We start from the raw sequence: 21965 nt of genomic DNA, 5'->3' as shown, positions 1-21965 counted from the left end.
GGCCCTCCCCCACGCGGGGAGGGCCGGAACCGAAGGGCGGGAGGGAACACCGGACCGTGCCTGCGGGCACGGGATCAGCCCGCTCCGTCGCCGAACTCCAGCAGGATCTTCCCGACGTTGCGGTTCTCCTCCATGGATCGATGCGCGTCGGCCGCCTGGGCGGCCGGGAGGATGCGATCGACCACGGGCCGCAGACGTCCCTCCGCGAAGGCGGGCAGCACGCGAGCCTCGAACGTGCGCGCGAGCGCGATCTTCTCCTCGAGCGGACGCGCCCGCAGCACGGTCCCGCGGATCTCGCCGCGCCGCCCCATCAGCGCCCGGAGGTCGATCTCGGCCTTGGCCCCCGCCGTGACGCCCACCACCACATGGCGTCCCCGCTCGGCGAGCGCCCGTTGGTTGCCCGCGAGATAGGCGCCACCGACCAGGTCCAGGATGACGTCCGCGCCCCGGCCATCCGTGGCCTCCAGCACGGCGTCCACCCACGCGTCCGGGCTCTCGGCGACGATGCCCACGTCCAGCCCGAGCGCGCGGCAGTGGGCCAGCTTCTCCGGCGTGCGCGACGTCCCCACGCTGCGCGCGCCCAGCCAGCGTGCGAGCTGGACCGCCGCCGTCCCGACGCCGCTGGCCACGGCGTGCACCAGCAGACACTCGCCGGCAGCGAGCCCGGCCTGGAGCACGACCGCGTCGTACGCCGTGAGGAACGCCTCGGGGATCGCGCCCGCCAGACGGAGATCGGCTCCGTCGGGGAGTCGCATCGCGGTGCGCTCGTGCACGCGCACGTACTCGGCGTACCCGCCTCCGCCGAGGATTCCCAGCACGGCATCCCCGGGTTGGAGACGGGTGACGTCGGGGCCGACTTCATGGACCCGGCCGGCGTACTCGAGGCCCGGGATGTCGGCCGGCGCGTCGGGGGGCGCGGGATAGAGGCCGCGGCGCTGCAGGAGATCGGCGCGGTTCACTCCGGCGGTCACCACCTGCACCAGCACCTCTCCCGCGCGAGGCGTCGGGCGCTCCGCCTCCGTCCAGCGCAGCACGTCGGGCCCGCCGGGGCGGTCGATCACGATGGCATGCATGGTCCGGACGTTCGGGGGGATCGGCCTCGGAGACAAGCCGGCCAGGGCAGGCGCGCGGGGGCTCTCCGTCCCGGTTGCCGTCCTTCGGACTCCGGATAGGTTCCTGCAGCGCGTCCACACCGGGCCGCGTACGGCCGGGGACATCCCGGCCGCCCTCGGGACGCGCGCGACGTGCCCGGCACCCTTCCCCGCACCGCTCCAGGGAGTTCCCTCGTGCAGGACCTGACCGAAGGGTCGATCCCCAAGCATCTCGTCGCCATGGCGGCGCCGATCGGGATCGGGATGCTGTTCCAGACCCTGTACTACCTGGTGGACCTGTACTTCGTCGGCCGCCTGGGCGAGGCCGCGATCGCCGGGCTCGGGGCCGCGGGCAACGTCCAGTTCCTCGTGATGTCGGTGACGCAGATCCTGGGCGTCGGCACCATGGCACTCATCGCCCACGCCAGCGGACGGAAGGACACGGCCGACGCCAACCTCGTGTTCAACCAGAGTCTTGTGCTCGCGCTCGCGTGTGCCGTCCTCACCCTCGGCGTCGGGTACGCACTCGCCGGCCCCTACATGGCCACGCTCGGCGCCGACCCCGCCACCATGGCGGCGGGCCGCCTCTATCTGCACTGGTTCCTGCCCGGGCTCGGCCTGCAATTCGCGCTCGTTTCGATGGGATCGGCGCTACGCGGAGCGGGTGTGGTCAAACCCACCATGATGGTGCAGATCGCCACCGTGCTGCTGAATGCCGTGCTCTCCCCGATCATGATCGCGGGATACGGCACCGGTCGGCCGCTCGGTGTGCTCGGCGCCGGCCTCTCGACGTCCATCTCGGTCGCGGTGGGCGTCCTGCTTCTCTGGCGCTACTTCCACCGCCACGCCCGCTTCGTGCGGGTCGATCGTGCTCTCCTGGCTCCCCGCCCGGACGTCTGGGCCCGCGTGCTGCGCATCGGCCTGCCGCCCGGTGGCGAGTTCGCGTTGATGTTCGTCTTCATGGGCGTCATCTACTGGGTGATCCGGGACTTCGGTGCGGCCGCCCAGGCCGGCTTCGGAGTGGGCTCCCGGGTGATGCAGGCGATCTTCCTTCCCGCCATGGCGGTGGCGTTCGCCACGGCCCCGGTGGCCGGCCAGAACGTCGGGGCGGGTCGGCTGGACCGCGTGCGCGCGACGTTCCACGCGGCGGCGCTCACCGGGAGCGTGCTGATGCTCCTCCTGACGCTCTTCTGTCAGGTGCGCCCGGATCTGCTGGTCACGGGATTCACGGACGATCCCGACGTGGTGGCCGTGGGCGCGGAATACCTGCGTATCATCTCGTGGAACTTCGTGGCCACCGGGATCATCTTCACGTGCTCGGGGATGTTCCAGGCGCTCGGCAACACCGTGCCGTCGCTGCTGGCGAGCGCGAGCCGCCTGCTCACCTTCGTGCTGCCGGCGATCTGGCTGGCCGGCCGGGAAGGATTCCGGTTGCGGCATCTGTGGATGTTGTCGGTGGCGACGGTTGCCCTGCAGGCGCTGGCAAGCTGGGGAATGCTGGCCTACCACCTGCGCCGGCGCAGCGCGGAGATGGAGGTCGGCACCACGGCGCGCATGCGCGCTTGACCTGCGGACGACACACGCGGGCCGACTTCGGATGCCAGGTGTGCGATGAGGGCGGGTCGGGAGCGTTCCCGAGTCGGCCGCTCCCGCCGTTCCCCCCTCAGGGGCTCAGCCAGTAGTTCACCTTGACGATGAAGACGTTCTCGGACTGGGCGCCGAGCAGCGCATCGAGGTCGCGCGAGACGTCGAAGTCTCCGAGGCCGATCCGACTCTCCTGCCGACGCTGCCATACCAGGAAGACGGTGGAGCCGGGACGGTACTCCCACCGGAGCACGGCGTTGCCGATCAGCGACCGGACATTGAAGCTCCGGTCCCCGAAGGAGTCGTCCGCGACGCCGTCTCCGTCGTAGTCGAGGTAGCGCTCCCCGTCCGCGTCCACGCACGTGCGCCCTCCGCTGCACGTGGCCACGCCGGCCACATCGCTGAAGGTCCCGGCGGCGAACCGATCCCATTCGAACGACTCCGGACGGGCCAGTTGCTTGTACTGGGCGAAGTCCCCGCTCGAGAGGAGGGGCTGGGCGAACAGCTGCAGGGACAACGTGGGGCTCACCGTGACGCTGATGCGTGTCTCCAGCGAGAGTTCGCGTTGCTCCAGGTCGGCGAAGAGGTAGCGCAGGCCGTAGGTCGCCGGGAACTCCAGGGCATCGCTGGTGCGCACGTACTGGGCGCCCGTGTTCGAGCGCGACCACTCGGGTTCGAGACGGATCTCGACGCGCGACGAGGGTCGATATTCGACGTCCGCGGACGCGTCGAAGCCCCAACCGGCGTCCAGGTCCGACCATTCGTACGAGAGGCGCGGCGAGACGCTGAACGCGCGTCGACTGTCCGAGCGCACGCCGAGGTTCACGCTGTACGAGCGTGGGCTCAGGACCAGCGGGCCGCCGCGTGACGCGGTCCGGTCCATCCGTTCGGGACGGAAGCTCAGGCCGGCATCGATCTCCCAGAGGTTCTGGAACTCGACCTCCCCGTTCAGGTTGATGGAGCCGTTGACGTGCCCCCGACCCCACGAGTCCCACGACAGGGGAGCCTCCAACACGTCGTGCGTCCAGTTGTGGAACGTGGAGACGGAGGCTTCATAGCTGCGGTACCACGATCCCGGCTGGATCTCCTGGTAGGAGACGCGTACGCCGCCGTCCAGCACCTCCTGGCGTCCGCTGAAGCCCAGGTCGTTCACCTCGAATCCGGGGGTCACCTGCGCGGCCCAGATCGAGCCGGTCCAGTGGCGGCCCCGGCGCTTGGCCAGCGTCATACGCCAATCCACGCCGGCCAGGGACGTGAGCGTGGAGTCGATGGAGAGGCGGTCCGCGTCCGGGCGCTGGAAGAAGTGGTTGCTGCTGCGCTGGATCCGCAGCACGGCCGTGGAGTCGCCCTCCACGTAGCTGCCGGCGACGTAGCCGAAGAACGCCCAGGTGCGATCGCTCCACTGGTGCTCCCAGTCGAGCCCGATGTTGAAGGCGTTCGAGGTCAGGAAGTCGAAGGACCCGTCTCCGGGCAGCTCCCGGTGCATGCCGGTGACGATGCCGCCGATGGTCGAGGCGCCTTCGTTGAAGTCCTGCCGCAGACGCACCACGCCCGAGTGCGTACGGGGTTCGGCGAGGTAGCCCGAGGTCAGGCCTGTCTCCTGGAAGAAGGCGCGTCCGCGCTCTCCGGAGGTGGAGGCCGCGAGGACTCCGATGGAGAGACCGCTGGACGTGCGCCCGGTCAGCTTGGCCGCCCCCAGGATGGTGGCCGCGTCCGGTGCGTCCAGGAACGCCGCGCCGGCCGGGCCGTCCCCCTGGGGTTCGCGCCCCACACGGCGGCTGTAGTACAGGCGGTTGCGTCCGCCGGAGAGCTGGAAGTCGAAGATCCGCGCGTCCTCGACGAAGAACGGCCGGCGCTCGTCGAAGAAGACCTCGAAGGCAGAGAGGTTGATCACGGCCGGGTCGGCCTCCACCTGACCGAAATCCGGATTGATGGTCACGTCCAGCGTGAACTGGGATCCGAGGCCGTAGCGCAGGTCCACACCCGTACGGGCGTCCACGTCGGACCCGTCGCGGAAGGGATCGCCACTCACCTCGGGCCCGGTGAAGGCCCGGCTCAAGACGTACGGGCGCAACTCGATGCGATGACCGCCCGATTCCACGTTGACGCCCCGCAGCGGCGCGAACTGGCTGACGACGCCGGCTTGCTGCCGGGAGACCAACGCGTACTGCGATGTCTCGTTGGTGCTCAGCTTCCGCCGGTTGAAGTTGATCCCCCATTCCAGCCGGCCGCTCTCGGGGGCTTCGTAGCGGATCTGCGAGAACGGAATGCGGATCTCCACGGTCCAGCCGCCGTCGTCGATCTGGACCGCAGAGGTCCAGACCGCGTTCCAGGCGTCATCGGCGTTGCTGTCGTCGTAGAGGTACTCGTCCCGCTGCACATTGGACGCGCTGACGCGGAAGAGGTACCCCGTTCGGCGATCCAGATTCGGGTCGAGCGCGACCTCGAAGAAGTCGTACTGTCCCCAGTCGTCGCGTCGCACCAGCTGACGGCCGATGGTGCCGGGCGCGTCGTCGTGCAGCCGGGCCCCGACGTAGAGCGCCTCGTCGTCGAACAGGATCCGCACCTCGCTGCGCTCACCCGGAGGCGCGCCCTCCTGGGGCTCCCGTTGCACGAAGTCGGCGGCGGGTGGCGCGGCCGCCCAGGCCGCTTCGTCGAGACGCCCGTCCAGCCGGATCTCGGCCGTGGTGGGGACCGCCTCGACCGCCCGTGGCCGTCGGGGCTGCCCGTCGGGCTCGGGCCCGTCTGCCGTCTGGGCGGCCACGACGGGAGGTAGCGCGAGGGCGAAGAGACCAACCAGGGACGAAGCGGCGAGGCGGCGGTGGGGCATCGAGCGGGCGCGATCCGATCTCGAGGGGTCGTGGTCGTGTCCGAGCCTTGTTCATACCACGAACGCCCGGATTCGCTCCACGGGAGCACCGACTCCACCTACGCGGGGCAGGGTCCCGTACCCCTGCCCCGCCCGCGCTCACTCCGCGCGGAGCGCGTTGACCGGGTCGGCTCGACCGGCGGTACGGGCGGGTGCGGCGGCCGCCACCACCGACACGACGAGGAGACCCGCCACGACGGCCAGATACACGAGCGGATCGACCGCGCGTTGGTCGAACAGGAGGGGCTGGACCCACCGGGACAGGAGCAACGCCAACGCGATCCCGACCACCGCGCCCGTCCCCACCCACCGCACGGCCCGCCCCACCACGAGGGTCATCAGGTCATGACGACGCGCCCCCAGTACGGCGCGCACGCCGAGCTCGTGGAGGCGTTGCGCCACTCCGTAGGCCACGGCGCCATAGAGCCCGACGGACGCCACGATCAGCGCGAGGGCGCCGAACGCGGCGAAGAGCAGCGCGCCGAGCCGCCACGGACGCTGCTGGCCATCCACCAGGTCCGTGAACGGCCGGACCGTCACGTACCCCTCCCCGGGCATCTCGGGCTGCAACGCGGTGCGCACGGCGTCGACGAACCGGGCGGGATCGCCCTGGACGCGGAGCACGAGGGCCTCCGGCACGAGGCCCGGGTACTGCGCCATCGGAAGGTAGTAGCGCAGGCGCGCATCCTCCTGCAGGCTGCTGTGGAACGCGTTCTCCGACACGCCGATCACGGTCCGGCACGGTCCACCCGGGGACTCCAGGCGCAGGCAACGCCCGAGTGCCTCCTGCCCCGGCCAGAGGACCTCCGCCATGGCCTCGCTGACCACCACCACGGGAGGCGCGCCGGCCCGGTCTTCGCTTCCGAAGCCCCGGCCGCTGAGGATCTGCGTCCCGAAGGTGGGGAAGTAGTCGGCCGACGCGGTCTGCAGCGAGAACGCTCCCAGGTTGGACACGGAGTCGAGGCCCTCGACGAACAGCGCCGTGCGCTCCTCGCTCAGGAACGGCAACGTGCTGACGACGCTGCCGGCCTCCACGCCGGGCAGGCGGGTCCCGGCCGCCAGCAGCCGCTCGCCGAGCGCGACCGTCTCGTCGGTCTCCAGCCGGGCCCCGCGCAGCTGCGGGAAGACGAGGACCAGCGCCTCGGTGTCGTAGCCGAGGCGGAGCGCGCGGACGTTCTCGAAGCTCCCCACGAACAGTCCGGCTCCGATCAGCAGGACCGTCGACAGGGCGACCTGCGCGACCAGCAACGCGCCGCGCACCCGGTCGCGTCGGCCGCCGCCCTCGCGAGGCCCGGCCTTGAGGCGTTCCACGACGTCGCCGCGCTCACCGACCAGCAACGGTCCCAGGCTGCTCAGCACGCTGGTGGCCACGGCCGCCAGGATGGCGAAGAGCAGCGTGCGTGGGTCCGTGAGGATCCCTTCGGGCACACCGACGTCCACGAGCCGGCGGAAGAGCCGCTCTCCGCCGTACGCCAACGCGAGACCCGTGAGGCAGCCGGCCGCGGCGAGCACGAGGCTCTCCGTCAACGCCTGGCGCACCAGACGTCCCCGACGTACACCCAGCGCGAGGCGCACGGCCGTCTCGCGGCTACGACGTATGGAACGGGCGACGATGAGGTTCGCGACGTTCGCGCAGGTGATCAGCAGGACCACGCCCGCCACCCCGAACACCCAGAGCAGGAGGCGGGACTGGAGCGGCGCGGCCGGTCCCGCCGCGGTGCGCAGCGCGCCCAGGACCACGCGGGGCGCGGATTCCTCGACCGACGGGCCGCCGTCGAGATCCACCTCGGCTCGCCAGCTGCGCTGGAAGGCCGTGCTCAGGTCCGCGGTGATCTCCTCCGCGTCCACACCGGCAGGCGTGCGGGCGACGATCCCCATCCAACCCCAGGAGTAGGTCGTGTACCACGCCGACGGGTCCGCGCCGGAGAGCGCAGCGGACGCGTACGCGGTGATGGGGAGGAAGACGGAGGGTGCCTCTCCTTCCGCCACGCCCACGAAGCCCTCGGGCGCCACACCGATGATCTCGCAGAGGAGGTCGCGGACCCGGATGGTGCTCCCGATGACATCGCGCCCGCCGAGCTCGTTCTTCCAATAGGAGTACCCGAGCACCGCGACGGGCGCGCCGCCGGGAGGGATGTCTTCGGACGGCAGGAAGTACCGTCCGAGCGCGGGTGGCGCATCGAAGAGGTCGAAGAGGCCGGCGCTGACGATGGCGACGTTGCGCTCCCGGGTCTCGAGGCCGGCGCCCACCGCCAGCCGGCGTTCAGTCACCGCCGCCAGCTCTGCTCCCCGCGTGCCCCAGCGCTCGAGGTCGAGGAAGCGTGTGAAGGGGACGCTGGTGCCGTTCGTCACGCGTTCGCCGCGTCGATCCCACTGCAGGTAGACCCGGTGTACCTGATCCGGCTCCCGCAGGAACGGGTGGGGACGGAACAGCGTCGCGTCCACCAGCCCGAACATCAACGAGCCGACGCCGATCCCCAGCCCCAGGGTGAGGATGACGGTGCCCGCGAACGCCGGCGCCCGCACGAAGCCGCGTACGGCGTGGCGAAGGTCCTGCAGCAGGTCGTCCAGCCAGAAGAGCGACCAGCGGTCGCGCGTAGCCTGCCGCACCCGGACCTCCGGCCCCAGCCGGCGCCGCGCGATGGCCTGGGCCTCGTCCGGGCTCGCCCCCGCGGCCCGGGCCTCGGCTTCGATCTGCTCGGCGTGGAAACGGAGCTCGTCCTGGAGCTCGCTGTCCAGGTGGCCCCGTCGCATCCAATCCAACACCCGCGTCAGCCACTCCCGCATCACCGCCTCCCCGCGGCCGTTCCGCCGCTCGTCACGTCGTGCCCATCACCCGCGCGATGGCATCCACCAACGCCGCGAACGATTCGGCCTGCTCGCCGAGCTGTTTCCGACCTGCCGCGGTGATGGTGTAGTACCGGGCTCGCTGGCTGTTGGGTGTGGTGCCCCACTCCGCCTTGATCCACCCCTTCTGGCGCATCCGCTGCAAGGCCGGATAGAGCGACCCCTCCTCGACCCGGATCACGTCCCCCGAGAGACGCTTGAGGTGCTGGGCGATGCCGTACCCGTGCATCGGCTCGTGGGTGAGCGTGCGCAGGACGAGCATGTCCAGCGTGCCGGGCAGCAGGTCGCGTCGGGTCGGAGAAGCCATGGCGGGCAATCTAAGGCCATAGACCGTCTAGGGGGTAGTCCCCCTATGGGGTCGACGCCCCCGGGGGGGGCCGGCCCGGCGGAGAGGCCGGCGCCGGACGCCCGACCTCCTCAGATGGCCGTCCCGCCCCGTTCCTCGGTGCGGATGCGGATGCACTCCTCCAAGGGGGTGACGAAGATCTTCCCGTCGCCGAGCTCTCCGGACCCGTGCTTGGCCGAGCGCAGGATCGCGTCCACGGCCGTGCCGACGAACTCGTCGTTGCACGCGATGTCCAGACGCACCTTGGGCAACAGGTCGGGCATGACCACCTGCCCCCGGTACAGCTCCTCGTCGGCCGTCTCCTCCTGGTAGCGTCCATGGCCGGTGCACCGGCTGACCGTGATCCGGGTGATCTCCGCATCGATCAACGCCTGACGCACGTCGTCGAGCTTGTCCGGCTGGATGATGGCGGTCACGAGCTTCATGGTCCCTCCGTCAGTTGAGGTTGAGCAGGCCGTAGCCATGCTCGCTGTGGAGGGCGTGGTCCATGCCCGCCCGCTGATCGGCATCGTCGAGTCGCAATCCGACCGTGGACTGCACCAGCACGGCAATCCCCCAGGTCAGCAATCCCGCGTAGAGCAGGGTGGCGCCGACGGCCGCCGACTGCACACCCAGTTGCCCCCACACCGTCCACCCGGCATCGGTGTTGGCGACCCGCCAGCTCTCGCGGATCAGGAACGTGAGCGCGAGCGCGCCGAAGATGCCGGAGCACCCATGGATGCCGAAGACGTCGAGCGAGTCGTCGTAGCCGGCGCGGGTCTTGATCTGGATCGCCCCGTAGGAGACCAACGAGGCCAGGCCACCCAGCAGGATCGCTCCGGCCGGTGTCACCACGTCGGCGGCGGGGGTGATGACGACCAGGCCGGCCAGGATCCCCGACGCCATGCCGAGGCTCGTGGCCTTGCCGTGCCGGACGCCTTCGATGAGCAGCCAGGAGAGCGCTCCGGCCGCCGCCGCGATCTGCGTGACGGTCAGCGCGTGTGCGCTGCTCTCCCCGCTCGAGACGGCCGAGCCGGCATTGAAGCCGAACCAGCCCACCCAGAGCAGACCGGCCCCGATCAGCGTCATGGTGAGGTTGTTCGGGTGCATGGCGGTGCCGGGGTAGCCGCGGCGTGGGCCCAGGTAGATCGCGGCGACGAGGGCGCTGATCCCGGAGGAGATGTGGACCACCGTGCCGCCGGCGAAGTCGATGGCGCCCTGGGCGTAGAAGAAGCCGTCGGAGGCCCAGACCCAGTGGCACAGCGGGTTGTAGACCAGGACGGACCAGAGCGCCACGAACACGCAGAAGCCCAGGAAGCGCACGCGCTCGGCGAAGGCGCCCGCGATCAGGGCCGGGGTGATGATGGCGAACTTGCCCTGGAACATCGCGAAGACGTACTCGGGCACGAGCGCGGGTGCCGAGCCCGCCACGGAGTTCTCCAGGCCGCGCAGCATGAAGTAGTCGGGATTCCAGCCGAACCACCCGCCCAGGACGCTGGGCCCGAACGCCATGGCGTACCCGCACACCGCCCACAACACCCCGACGATCGCCATCGCCGTGAACGCGTGCATCATGGTGCCGAGCACGTTCTTGGTGCGCACGAGCCCGCCGTAGAACATCGCCAGACCGGGCGTCATCAGCAGGACCAGCGACGTGCTGGTGAGCATCCATGCCGTTGCGCCCGAGTCGATCGGCGCCGGGTCCTGGGCGAAGGCGGCATCGGGAAGGAGAAGCAAGCCCGCCAGCGCGAGCCCGGGGGACAACCACGACGAGGTCACGCACTGCTCCCTGCGAGGGGTGGAGAAGGACGTCGGGAAGAGGGGCGCGCGCGGGGGCTCGCGCCAGGGGTTCACGCCACCCGCGCCTCCGCGGCCCACGCGTGGTGGAGTGGCCAGGGCGGCCGCCCGGCCTTCGGCGCTGGCCTGTCCGACCCGACCCGGCCCCCGACGACCGTCGCCGGCGGAGTCGCGGGATCGCGACGCAGCGCCGGGGGTCCCGGCCCCCGCCGGGCGGGCGCTCCTGCCTCCATGTCCATCGGCCGGGACGGGTGTCGCCGTGGGGTCTGTGGAATGCGCACCCATCGGCGCCGGGAGACGGACCATGACGCGGGTCGGCATCATCGGAGGGGGGCCGGGCGGGCTGTTGACCGCCCGCCTGTTGGAACGCGCGGCGGGAGGACGGCTCGACGTGACGGTCTACGAGGCATCGGGTCGCGTGGGCGGCAAGCTCGACACGCGGGCCTTTCCCTGCGGCTCCCGGTACGAGGCCGGCGCGGCGGAGTGCTACGACCACACCGCGCTCGGCCCGGACCCGCTCATCGAGTTGATCCAGGAGCTGGGGCTCGGGCTCCGGCCCATCGAGGGGGCGGGCACCTGGTTCGAGGGCAGGATGGTCCCGGACCTGGCCGGCTCCACCCTGCCCGGACGCGCGGCAGCCGAGGTGGCCCGCTTCCGCGACCGGGCGCAGGCGCTGCTGCCGCTCGAACGCTGGCATCCCGACGACTGGCGGGCGGACGCCGCCCATCCGTGGCTGCGGCGTTCAGGCGCCGCCCTGCTCGACGACGTGGAGGACGAGACGGCGCGGCGCTACCTGGAGACGATGCTCCATTCGGACCTCGCCACCGAGCCCCACCGCACCAACGGCCTGACCGTGCTCAAGAACGCGGTGCTCGATCTGCCCGGCTACGTCCAGTGTCGCGCGCTCGAGGGTGGGATGGGGCGTCTCGCGGACGCACTGGAGCAGGGGCTCCAGCACACGCGGATCCGCCGCGCGACCCGCGTCCGCCGGGTCGAGCAGCGGCCAGGCGCGCGCTTCCGGCTCCACCTGGAGACGGAGGAAGGCGCGGCCCTCGCGGATGAGGATGTGCTCTTCGCGGCGCTGCCGCTCACCCAGCTCGGGAGCGTGGATTGGACCGGGACCGACCTCGCTCCCGCGCTGCGCCGGCACGTTGCGCGCCACGACCATCCCGCGCATTACCTGCGTGTGACGCTGTGCTGTGAGCGTCCCTTCTGGCGCGACCGCTTCCCCGGCTCCTGGTTCATGCTGGACGCGTTCGGGGGGGCCTGTGCCTACGACGAGAGCCGCCGGCTCGGCGGCGGCGACGGCGCAGTCCTGGGCGTCCTGCTCGCCGGGAGCGCGGCGCTCGCGGGCGCCGCCGCCACGCGCGCGGAGCTCACCCGCCGCGTCCTGGACGCCCTGCCGGCCGACCTGGCACGCAGCGCGCGCCGGCACCTGCTCGGCGCCCGGGTCCACCGCTGGACGGCCGGCGTCTCCGGTCTTCCCGGCGGCCTCGTGCCCCGCGATCCCGCCCGGAGCCACCAGCCCGACCGGGACCGACTGCCCACGCTGCTCCTCGTCGGCGACTACCTCTTCGATTCGACGCTCAACGGGGTCTGCCAGTCCGCCGCCGTGGCCACCCGGCTCTACCTGGAGGAGGGGGCCGCGGTGCGCGCACGCACCGCGGCCTGAGCAGCGGACCTACTCCAGCTCCAGGGCCCGCACGGGCTGCGTCGCCGTGGCCCGGCGCACCGGGACCGCGACGGCCAGCAGGGCCGTGACCAGCACGGAGAACGCGACCGCGCCATAGGTCAGCGGGTCGGCCGCTCCGACGCCATACCACAGCGACCGCAGCGCACCCCCGAGGGCCAGCGCGGCCAACAGCCCCACACCGAGCCCGGCCAGCACGGGCAGCAGCGCCCGCTCGAGCACCTGGCGCGCCACGGCGATGCGCCCGGCGCCCAGTGCGATGCGCACACCGATCTCGTGCGTGCGCTGCCGCACCCCGTAGGAGACCACGCCGTAGACCCCGACCATGGCGAGGACCAGCGCGACCGCCGCGAACAGCCCCATGAGCAACGTGAAGAACCGCGGGACCGCCGTCTCGGTCCGCAGCACGTCTCCCCCGGTGTAGATGTCGCGCAGGGACTGCAGCGGATCCATCTCGGCGAAGACGCGGCGCACGGGTCCGATGAGCGTCAGCGGGTCCCCATCCGTGCGCAGGACGATCGCCATGCCGCGCCGCGTGATCGTCTCGTTGAGGAAGTACGCCGTCGGAGGGGCCGGCTGCTCCAACCCGTCCTGGCGCACGTCCTCCACGACCCCGAGGACGTCCACCTGCGTGTCACCCACCGCCAGGCGCCGTCCGCTCGCCGCCGTGGTACCGAAGACCTCCCGCGCCAGGCGCTCGTTGATGACCACGCTGAGGCGGGGGCTCGCCTGATCGAAGACGCGCCCGTCCACCGTCTGGATCCCCAGGGCCGCGAACGTGCCGGGCGTCACGTTGAGGATCTGGGCCGACGGCCGCTCGGGCGCGCCGGCAGGGCGTGGCCGCTGGGCGTCCTCGTACTCCGTCATCGGCTCGCCCTGTCCGCGCGCGGGGAAATGGCGGATGGCCCCGGCCGCCGTGACGCCGGGCAGGCCCCGCAGCGCATCGAGCGCCTCGCGCTGGAAGGCGAGGAACGCCGCGGGCTCGTCGTAGCGGCGGCTGGAGATCGTGAGGTCCACGGCGAGCAGGCCCTGCGGCTCGAAGCCGGGGTCGGTGGTGCGCAGCGCGGACAGGCTGCGCAGGAACAGCCCCGCGCCCACGAGCAGCACGCACGCCAGCGCCACCTCCGACAGGACCAGCGCGGACAGCGTGCGCTGCAGGGAGCGCGATCCGCCCGAGCGGGCGCTGACGCGGAGGCTGGCCGCCGGATCGACCCGGCCGGCCCGGCGCGCCGGAAGCGAGCCGAAGAGCAGGCCGGTGACCAGCGAGATCGCGAGCGCGAAGGTCAGCACCACCGCGTCGGGCCGGATCTCGGCCGCGCGCGGCAGCAGGTCGCCGCTGCGCTGCACCAGGGCCGGGACGCCGAAGACCGCCAGCACGGTGCCGGCCACGCCGCCGAGCAGACAGAGGACCAGGCTCTCCGTCAGGAGCTGCGACGTCAGACGGCTTCCGCCGCCTCCGAGCGAAGCGCGCACCGCGAACTCACGCTCCCGCCCCATGCCGCGGGCGAGCAACAGGTTGGCGACGTTGACGCTGGAGATGAGCAGCGTGAAACCAACCACCCCGAACAGCACGAGCAGCGCCGTGGAGACCCGACCGACGACCGCCTCGCGCAGTGGCACGACCGTCGCCTGCTGGCGGCCCTCGTTGGTCTCCGGCCAGGTACGGGCCAGCTCCTGGGCGATGCGCGTGAGCTCCGCCTCGGACTCCTCGACACCCGCCCCGGGCGCCAGGCGCCCCACGGCCGAGAGGAAGCGGACCGGCCGCAGGTGCAGCGGCGTCTCGTCCGGCTCGATGCGGGACAACAGCGCCCAGGCCTCGACGTCCGGCTGCGGGAACGTGAAGCCGGCCGGCATCACGCCGACGACGCGATAGGGCACACCCTCGAAGGACAACGTGCGCCCCACCACTCCGGCGTCGGCGCCGAAGCGGCGGCGCCAGAACCCGTCCGACAGCACGACCACGTGCGGGTCGCCATCCTCTTCGGCCACGGTCGGCCACCGACCCAGGGCCGCAGGCACCGCGAGCGTCTCGAAGAAGCCGGTCGAGACGCTGACGGTCGCGAGCTCCTCGCCACTGCTCTCCTCGGTCAGCACGAGCTGGCCGGGCGCGGCGCTGTAGAGACCCATCGAGGACAGGGTGGTGCTCGCGTCCCGCCAATCCTCGAAGTCGGGCACCGAGAAACCACTCTCGAACGCGGCCTCGCTGGCAGGTCCCTCGTAGAGCCGCACCAGGCGCTCCGCATCCGGGAACGGGAGAGGTCGGAAGAGCACGGAGCGCACGACGGTGAAGATCGTCGTGGTGGCCCCGATGCCCAGCGCCAGGGTCAGGATCGCCGTGGCGGCGAACCCCGGATGCCGTGCCAACGAACGAAGCGCGAAACGCAGATCCTGCGTGAGCCTTCCTTCCATCCACCGCCCCATGACCCCTCCCGTGCCGCGCTGATGTGCGCAAAATCCACCAGTGATATGCACGCTACCACGTCGGTGGCGCCGCGGGAAGGGGGTGACCCGGGACGCCTAGGGCCGAGCGGGAGCGGCCGGCGCCGGTCCGGTCGGGGCCGGAGGAGGCGATGCCTCCGCGTGCGGCGGTGTCCCGAACCCCGTCGTGCCCTGCGCGGTCGCGGCCACCGCACCGTGGTAGAGCGCTGCGTTGAACAGGGCACGGAACGTCCCGGTCGGCTGTCCGCGCCACTGGGGGCGGAAGCCCAGCAGCACCACGCGGCCCCGCCCGTGACGCACCTCCACCGCAGCCGCCTTTCCCTGCAGCCGCTCCTCGCCGAGGAGGTAGCCCGAGCGCAGGGGTGAGCCCGCGTCGGCGTAGCGGGCCAGCACCGCGCCGTCGAACTCCGCCGTGGGCGAGAAGACCGGGCTGCGGTCGAAGAACACGGACGCCTCCGCCGGCATCCCCGCCATCAGCGGGTGCGCGCTGTCCACCTGCACCTCGAGGATCGAGCCGGCGGCGAAGAACGCGTTGCGCGGCACGCCCGCCACCACGTTGTCGACGGGCAGATGCAGCGCGTCGATGCAGAGGTCCGCGGAGGCGCTCAGGCACACCAGCGTGCCCCCGGCTCGCACGAACGCATCGAGCGCGCGTATGCCCTGGTCCCCGAGACCCCCCGCATAGCGTGGCGGCACCGATCCCGGCGCGTGACCGTTGCGCAGCGACGCCGGGCGCTCGGACGGCAGGAGGATCACGTCGTAGCGGTCCCGCAGATCCCCCGCCCGCATGTCGGCGTCCCACACGTTCTGGAAGCGGAAGCGGAAGCGCTCGAGGAGCCAGCGGGTCCAGCCTTCGTCCATGCTGGCCGCCCAGGGCCGATACACGCCCAGGCGGGCGCGGGGCAGGATCTCCCCTGCCGCAGCACCACGAACCGCGCGCAGCGCGTAGTCCCGCACCATCCGCTGCCCGGCGTCCCCGTCGAGCCCGGTGACCACGTAGCGTCCGTCCGCCACCCGGACGGTGGCGCCCGCGTCCCAGGCGTCGTTCAGGGCGCGGAAGGCGTTGTTCTGGGCCGGATCGAGCAGCAGCGCCGGGCCCGAGCCGGTCACGCGACCGGCTGCGGGCACGATGGCGGCAGCGACCGGGTCGGCATCGAAGCCCACGCCGTCGACGCGATCGAAGGGCGCCGCGTCCTGGACGTCGGCGTCCCACGCCACGGGCTCCGCCCGCAGCGGCGTCAACGCCCCCGCGAAATCGGCGTCGAGGGGCTGCGTGGCCGTGACGACCCGCACGCCCATCTGGAGCGGCAGGGTCCACCCCGCGGCATCGTAGGGCTGTTCGGGCGGACCGTCGGGGTACTCGCGTAGATCCGGATAGGTCTGCACGTCCAGGAGCTGGCGCACCAGCTCTCCGAAGGCCTGGTCGGTGCGCACGACCCACGTCCCGGCCGGCCAGGTCATGCCCTCCTGTCGGGCCTCGCGGGCGAGCTGGTGCACCTGCACCCCGTTGAATGCCAGCCGGCGCAGCATCTCCACCGGCGCGACCGGGTCGCGCTGGTCCTGCGGCACGATGTACGCGTAGGGAGCGTGGCGACTGTACTTCCGGATCTGGTCCCGGCCGGACTGGTAGCGGTTGTAGAGGACGTCCTCCCGGTACTTGGCCGCATAGTCCAGCACCGCCAGCGAGGCCACGCGCATGTACTCCACGGCGTCACCCAGCCGCCACCATCCACCTTCCCACGGGCTCGGATAGAGCGACTCGGCCCGCAGGTCCCGCCGTCCGGCCGGGAAGTCCTGCAGGGTATAGAAGTATGGAGTCGCGTAGCGATACAGCGCCGTCTCCGTCCAGAACGCGGCCTGGTTCTGCAGGAGCGGCATGTAGTCCACGTAGCCCGGGTACCAGGCATCGAAGCCCGTTCCCATGTGGGTGGCGCCGGGCAGCCCGCGCGCCTCCAGCATCTGGGCGATGGTCATGCCGATCGTGTTCACCGTGCGCGACATCAACGGCGGCGCCTGGGTCGCGATCGGCTCGGCGAACGGCGGCAGCCAGATCCGCGTGGGGAACGGAGAGCTCTGGTGGTGCACGTGGATGATCTGCGGCTCCCAGGCCCGCCAGACCCGCTCGAGCACGCGCGACTCCACCATGTTGAGCATGTAGGCGTCGCGGTTGTTGTCGTGGCCCACGTACTCCTGGTAGAGCCACGGCATGGGCGCGACCTCGTACGGCGTGCCGACGTTGGACAGGTACCAGTCGGCGATCAGGGTCTGTCCATCCGGATTCAGCGAAGGCCACAGCACCGCCACCACGTTGTCGCGGATCGCTCGGGTGCGCTCGTCTTCGCCCGCCACGAGGTCGTAGGCCAGTTGGATCATCTGCTCGGGACCCGCCACCTCGCTGGCGTGCAGGCCGCCGCTGATGTCGACGATGGCCCGCCCCTCGCGCGCCAGCGCCATGGCGCCGGAATCGGTCAGCTCCTGGGGTCGCGCCAGGCGTCCCGCGATGTCGCGCCAGCGTTCCAGGCTCCGGAGGTTCTCCTCGGACGAGACGAGGGCCACCCACCACTCCCGCCCCTGCGACGTGCGGCCCACCCGCTGCATGACCATGCGGTCGGACGCGGCGTCGAGGCGCTGGAAGTAGGCGAGCGACTGCTCGTAGGTGGCAAGCCGGAAGTCGGTCCCGGGCGCGAAGCCGAGCACGGACTCGGGCGTGGGCAGCTGGGCGCCGAGCGGCGCACCGGCAAGGCCGACGAGGGCGAGCAGGAAGAGAAACAGAGTGCGCACGGGTCGGCGGTCCGGAGGAGGCGGGGGGCGTGACATCGCTCCCAGTCTGTGGCGCGCCGGCGCAGAGCGCCACCGCACGCCGTCCGGCCGACGATGCGGGGCAAGGCCCGGTGGATCGGGCGTAGTGGGTGCGCGCGTGGAGCCTGCCCGGACGGATGCGTCGCAGTTCAGGGGGCAACCGGACCAGGACCGGGTGCGGGGGCTGCCCAGCCCCCGCACCCGCCGGACCCCGTCGGTATCAGGACGGGATGTTGGGATTGGCCCGCTTCTCCTGCTCGGGAAGCGGCATGCACGTGATGGGGCCGTAGGACTGCCCCTTGTGGTTCACGCCCTGCGGAAACGCCAGACCGTGGCGGAGCATGTCGTTCAGCCGATGCCCCTCGAGCCACAACTGGCGTCGACGCTCCTCCAGGACGATGGCCAGCAGGTCAGCCTCGGTCTCCGCGCCTGTCAGCACCAGGGCCGGAAGACCCTGCGCGCCGCGAAGCTCGTCGATATGCATCTTGGCTTCGCTCGGCCGCGCTTCGGCCATGACGAGCTTGGCCTCCGCCCAGGACGCCATGGGGATGGGCGAGCCCGCGGACGTGTACTTCCTCTGGTACCAGTGGACGGTCGCGCCGTCGTGTCCCGCCTGTCCGCTGTTCTCCACCACGACGCGCGTGTCCGGCTGCCCCTCGACGAGCAACGTGCCGTACTCGTCCGGGTTGGCCGAGACGTAGCGATTGGGAACGTTCAGATTGAACACCCGGTTCTCGCGGACCCCGTCGATGGTGGAGTATTCCGCGTTCCACACGAAGCCCTCCGGGATCTCCGCCGCATCGGCGTAGGCCCCGGCTGCGTCTCCCAGGTCCAACCGGGCCCGCGCCCGACCCGCCTGGGCCAGCAGCGCGAGATCGGACGCTCCTGCTGCGTCCGCGAGGGAGAGGCCCTCGCTGAACTTGGCCTCGGCCATGGCTACGACGTCGCTGGGCTGCAGCAGCGGTCCCTGGTCGATGGCCATCTCGCAGAAGCCCTCGCCCAGCAGCAGATGGGCGAACGCGCCGTAGATCTCCAGAAGCGCGAGCATCTCGCCTTTGTCCCCGTTGACCTCGGCCTCGGGGAAGCTCTCGATCAGGCGGCGGCCCTCTCCAGTCACGTAGACCGCTTGCTGCAGGGGCGTGTAGGCGCCCAACCCCGTCGCGTTCCTGGCCGTGGGACAGCTTCCGGTGATGGTCTCCAGCTCCAAGCCCCGCCAACCCCAGCCATTGATGTTGAGCCATCCCGACGAGTTGATGGTCTCGTCGGCCAGCAGGCTGGTCGACGCCACGTAGCTGGTGTAGGCGCACTCGAACTGCCCCAGCGCTCCATTCACGATGGTCTGCGCCAGCGCCGGGTTCTCGAGATCCGCGGCCTCGACCGCGCCCGGATTCTCCACCTCCAGCAGGCTGTCACAGGCGCCGATGCCGCCCGCACACGTCACGACCGCGGCTGCCGTCGTCCACCGCGCGATCCGGCCCCGTCTGGTTCCTTGCGTTCCGATCATGGTCGCCTCCTCAGAAGCTCAGGCGCAGCGTCATGGTGACGCTCGCAGTGGGCGGGAGCACCGTCTGGTATCCGACGGAGTTGGCGCCGGTCGCGCGCACTTCGGGATCCCACACGTGCATGCCGGCGATCTTCTCGGTGACGAGGCCGCTGCGCGGCGTATCCCACCCTTCCTCGGCTGTCCACAGCATGGCCAGGTTCCGCATGCCGACGCTCACCATTCCGCGGTCCGCTCCGATCCGTCCAGCCAGGCCCGCGGGGAGATCGTAGCTCAACGAGACCTCCCGCAGGCGCAGGAAGCCCGCCTCGTAGACGCCCATCCGGTCGTTCTCCAGGGAACGGTAGACCTGCACGAGCGGGTTGTTGCGCAGCAACACCGCCTCGGTGGTGGACTGGTTGTGCGTCGCTCGGATCTCGGTGTTGTTCTGGATGTGCCCTCCGTTCCCCTCGACCCGCGCGTACAGGCGCAGATTCCCGAACAGGGTGAAGGTGTTCCCGACGCCCAGCTGCCACGTCGGCTGGCTCCGTCCCAACCACACCTGAGGAGCCTCGCTGCAGGGGACGGGCGCACCTCCCGGGTCCACGCCCTGCGGACCCGTGCCCCCGTCGCACAGCGCCCGGACCACCGCGCCGCTCGCGTCGATCTCGGCTTCCAGCACCCGCAGCATGAAGATGTCCGCGACCGAGTAGCCCTCACGGTGCTGGGATTGGGTTCCGGCGAAGATGGTCTCCAGGTCACCCAGGTCCGCGATCCGGTTCCGCGCCGTGGCGAACTGCGTGTCCAGGTCCCACGAGAAGCGGGGGCCCTGTACCAGGCGGGCGTTGACCGCCACTTCATTCCCCCATGCGTCGATCCGCCCGATATTGACCAGCTGTGAGCCGGTGAACCCGCTGGACGGGGGAAGGGGGCGGTTGATGATCGCGTCCTTCGTCGCGCGATCGAAGCGCGTGAACTCGAGGCTCAGCCGATCGTCGAAGAAGCTGGCATCGAAGCCGAGCTCGAGCTCTTCGCCACGCTCCGGCTGCAGCTCGGGATTCCCGTAGGAATCCGGGGTGAGGGCGGGATTGTCGCCGAAGCCGATCGTGGGGGCGTACAGGCGACTGGCCGCGAACGTGCCGGGTTGCCGACCGGCGGCGCCCCAGGCGCCGCGGAGCCGGAACTGGCTGATGAAGTCGAAGCTCCAGAAGTCCTCTTCGGACACCACCCACGTGCCACTGAGCTTCGGGTAGTAGGCAGCATCGATCTCCGAGCCGAACGCGCTGTGCGAGTCCATCCGCACCGCGCCCGTGAGGAAGGCGCGGTTGTTCCAGCCTACCTGCTGCTGGACGTAGAAGCCGACCATGGCCTCCTCCGCGAACGTCTCGTCACCCGTGCGCACCGCGCCACCGGAGATGGTGGTGACGGGGATCGCCGGGAACTGCGTGCCCTCGGCGGTGATGAAGGAGCTCTCGGTCTTGTAGTACTGGAAGCCCACCGACGGCGTGAACGTGTAGTCACCCCAGGTTCGATTGGCGCTGCCCGAGTAGTCCAGCGTCAGGAAGCGACGGGTTCCGCGCGAGACCTCCTTCTCGCCGAGCGCGCGCTGCCCGTAGAAGTGGGCCGCGCCCTCCGGCTGCTGGGGCAGGACCGTGAAGGCCAGCTCGTTGTTGTTGTCGATTCCGGCCACGAGGCGGTGGCTCGACCACTCGACCGGCTGGAAGCGCAGCTCCACGCTCGTGGTGGTCCGATCGCTGTCGCCACGGTCCTCGACCTTGCTCCATTCCTCGGGAGGTGCCGCCCGCCATCCCCTCCGGCCACTTCCGTCCACCAGCGTGCGCGGGTTGGACCAGATCAGGTTGCTGAAGGGATCGGTGTCGATCGAGCCCTGCGCCAGGCGGGTCTGGGTGCTGATGAACGACGAGTTGATGTTGACGGTGAGGGACTGGGTGAGCAGGGCCTCCACGTTCGCGCGCACGGCGAAGCGCTTGTTCCAGTTCCAGTCGACGACACCGACATCGTTGTCGCGCGAGATCGCCCCGAAGTAGCGCACCGCGTCCGTGCCCCCGCGCATGCTGAGGTTGTAGCTCTGCGTCAGCCCGTTCTGGAAGATGGGTCCCAGGCCGGTCTGCTCCTCGTTCTCATAGACGTTCAGTCCCACGAGCTCGCCCGGCCGATCGGGGTCGGGCATGTAGCGCAGACCCACGCGACCGGCCGGGTCCCAGAGCCAGTTGGTGCCTACGCGCGCGGTCAGGTCGAACTGCGGAGCGCCCGTCCGGCCGCGCTTGGTGATGATCTGGATGACGCCGTTGGACGCTTCCGTGCCGTACAGCGTGGCCGCGGCCGGTCCTTTGATGATCTCGATGCTCTCGATGTCGGCGGGGTGGATGTCGTTCAGCCGATTGATGTTCGCGCCACCCCGCTGTCCCGGACCGCGACGGGGATCGCTGTCCATGCGTACGCCGTCGATGTAGATGATGGGGTCGTTGCCCTGGGTGACGGACGCCACACCGCGGATGACGGGTGCAGTGCCGGTCCCCACCTGCCCCGTGCCGGGCAGCATGACCAGGCCCGGTGTCCGTTGTGCGATGAGCTGGTCCACGCTCGCGATCGGCGAGCGCGACAACACCTCGTCCGAGTTCACGGCCGTGACGACGTTGCCGATCGCCCGTCGCTGCGTGCCACCGGCGGTCCCCGTCACGATGATCTCGTCCAGCTCCAACGCCGAGGCGGAGAGCCGGAACTGTGTGACGATCGTCTCGCCGGAGCGCACGACCACGGTTTGCTGTTGGGATGCATAGCCCAGCAGCAGCAGCTCCACCGTCTGCTCCCCGGCAGGGACGTTCAACAGCAGGAAGCGTCCGTCCGCGTTGGTCAGACCGCCGATCCCCGTGCCCCGGACGCTGACCTGCGCGGAGGCCAGCGCACGGCCGGTCGCGGCATCCGTCACCTGTCCCTGGATGGAGCCGCTCTGCGCGGCGGCGGGGATCGGGAACAGGCCCAACGCCAGGATCCATGCCAGCGCTCGCCTGCGCCCGCGTGGC

Annotated in this window: 12 protein-coding genes; 2 read left to right on the top strand and 10 right to left on the bottom strand. The window is 71.0% G+C overall.

Annotated features, from left to right (window positions below; translation table 11 throughout):
• Positions 1–74 precede the first annotated feature (74 nt).
• The gene (locus R3E98_00285) at positions 75–1073 is read right to left on the bottom strand and encodes an NAD(P)H-quinone oxidoreductase (protein MEZ4421816.1); all 999 of its coding nucleotides are present in this window, start codon (positions 1071–1073) and stop codon (positions 75–77) included.
• A gap of 213 nt (positions 1074–1286) precedes the next feature.
• On the opposite strand from R3E98_00285, the gene R3E98_00280 reads away from it, so the two are divergent.
• Positions 1287–2657, top strand: coding sequence for an MATE family efflux transporter (locus tag R3E98_00280; GenBank protein ID MEZ4421815.1), 1371 nt, complete (start codon positions 1287–1289; stop codon positions 2655–2657).
• A gap of 97 nt (positions 2658–2754) precedes the next feature.
• Here the strand turns inward: R3E98_00280 and R3E98_00275 are convergent, their stop codons facing one another.
• From R3E98_00275 to R3E98_00255, 5 genes are all read right to left on the bottom strand, one after another.
• A complete protein-coding gene (locus tag R3E98_00275) occupies positions 2755–5505 on the bottom strand; it encodes a DUF5916 domain-containing protein (GenBank protein MEZ4421814.1) in 2751 nt (916 codons plus the stop codon).
• Between the two features lie 138 nt (positions 5506–5643).
• Positions 5644–8331, bottom strand: coding sequence for an ADOP family duplicated permease (locus R3E98_00270; GenBank protein ID MEZ4421813.1), 2688 nt, complete (start codon positions 8329–8331; stop codon positions 5644–5646).
• Positions 8332–8362: 31 nt separating this feature from the next.
• Positions 8363–8698 (bottom strand): PadR family transcriptional regulator, encoded by a 336-nt coding sequence (locus tag R3E98_00265; GenBank protein MEZ4421812.1) that lies wholly within the window; start codon positions 8696–8698, stop codon positions 8363–8365.
• Between the two features lie 110 nt (positions 8699–8808).
• Positions 8809–9162, bottom strand: a complete 354-nt coding sequence (locus R3E98_00260) for a P-II family nitrogen regulator (protein MEZ4421811.1) — start codon at positions 9160–9162, stop codon at positions 8809–8811.
• Positions 9163–9172: 10 nt separating this feature from the next.
• Positions 9173–10462, bottom strand: a complete 1290-nt coding sequence (locus R3E98_00255; protein ID MEZ4421810.1) for an ammonium transporter — start codon at positions 10460–10462, stop codon at positions 9173–9175.
• A 355-nt stretch (positions 10463–10817) separates the two neighbouring features.
• Here R3E98_00255 and R3E98_00250 point away from each other — a divergent pair, with 355 nt between their 5' ends.
• Positions 10818–12185 carry an FAD-dependent oxidoreductase gene (locus R3E98_00250; protein MEZ4421809.1) on the top strand — a complete coding sequence of 456 codons (1368 nt, stop codon included), beginning with the start codon at positions 10818–10820 and terminating at the stop codon, positions 12183–12185.
• Between the two features lie 9 nt (positions 12186–12194).
• Here the strand turns inward: R3E98_00250 and R3E98_00245 are convergent, their stop codons facing one another.
• From R3E98_00245 to R3E98_00230, 4 genes are all read right to left on the bottom strand, one after another.
• Complete coding sequence (locus R3E98_00245; GenBank protein ID MEZ4421808.1) at positions 12195–14612, bottom strand: ABC transporter permease; 2418 nt, start codon at positions 14610–14612, stop codon at positions 12195–12197.
• A 108-nt stretch (positions 14613–14720) separates the two neighbouring features.
• Positions 14721–17423, bottom strand: coding sequence for a M14 family metallopeptidase (locus tag R3E98_00240; GenBank protein ID MEZ4421807.1), 2703 nt, complete (start codon positions 17421–17423; stop codon positions 14721–14723).
• Positions 17424–17661: 238 nt separating this feature from the next.
• A complete protein-coding gene (locus tag R3E98_00235) occupies positions 17662–18945 on the bottom strand; it encodes a RagB/SusD family nutrient uptake outer membrane protein (protein ID MEZ4421806.1) in 1284 nt (427 codons plus the stop codon).
• Positions 18946–18955: 10 nt separating this feature from the next.
• Positions 18956–21925, bottom strand: coding sequence for a TonB-dependent receptor (locus tag R3E98_00230; GenBank protein MEZ4421805.1), 2970 nt, complete (start codon positions 21923–21925; stop codon positions 18956–18958).
• Positions 21926–21965 lie beyond the last annotated feature (40 nt).

The sequence above is a fragment of the Gemmatimonadota bacterium genome, assembly GCA_041390125.1.
Taxonomy (GTDB): Bacteria; Gemmatimonadota; Gemmatimonadetes; order Longimicrobiales; family Gaopeijiaceae; genus JAGQIF01.
This window is presented reverse-complemented; position numbering and strand designations above follow the sequence as displayed.

Excerpts from the sequence above, each read along its gene's own strand:
- R3E98_00285 (MEZ4421816.1), bottom strand. The coding sequence starts at position 1,073 with ATGCATGCCATCGTGATCGACCGCCCCGGCGGGCCCGACGTGCTGCGC.
- R3E98_00235 (MEZ4421806.1), bottom strand. The coding sequence starts at position 18,945 with ATGATCGGAACGCAAGGAACCAGACGGGGCCGGATCGCGCGGTGGACG.
- R3E98_00275 (MEZ4421814.1), bottom strand. The coding sequence starts at position 5,505 with ATGCCCCACCGCCGCCTCGCCGCTTCGTCCCTGGTTGGTCTCTTCGCC.
- R3E98_00245 (MEZ4421808.1), bottom strand. The coding sequence starts at position 14,612 with ATGGAAGGAAGGCTCACGCAGGATCTGCGTTTCGCGCTTCGTTCGTTG.
- R3E98_00250 (MEZ4421809.1), top strand. The coding sequence starts at position 10,818 with ATGACGCGGGTCGGCATCATCGGAGGGGGGCCGGGCGGGCTGTTGACC.
- R3E98_00265 (MEZ4421812.1), bottom strand. The coding sequence starts at position 8,698 with ATGGCTTCTCCGACCCGACGCGACCTGCTGCCCGGCACGCTGGACATG.
- R3E98_00260 (MEZ4421811.1), bottom strand. The coding sequence starts at position 9,162 with ATGAAGCTCGTGACCGCCATCATCCAGCCGGACAAGCTCGACGACGTG.
- R3E98_00270 (MEZ4421813.1), bottom strand. The coding sequence starts at position 8,331 with ATGCGGGAGTGGCTGACGCGGGTGTTGGATTGGATGCGACGGGGCCAC.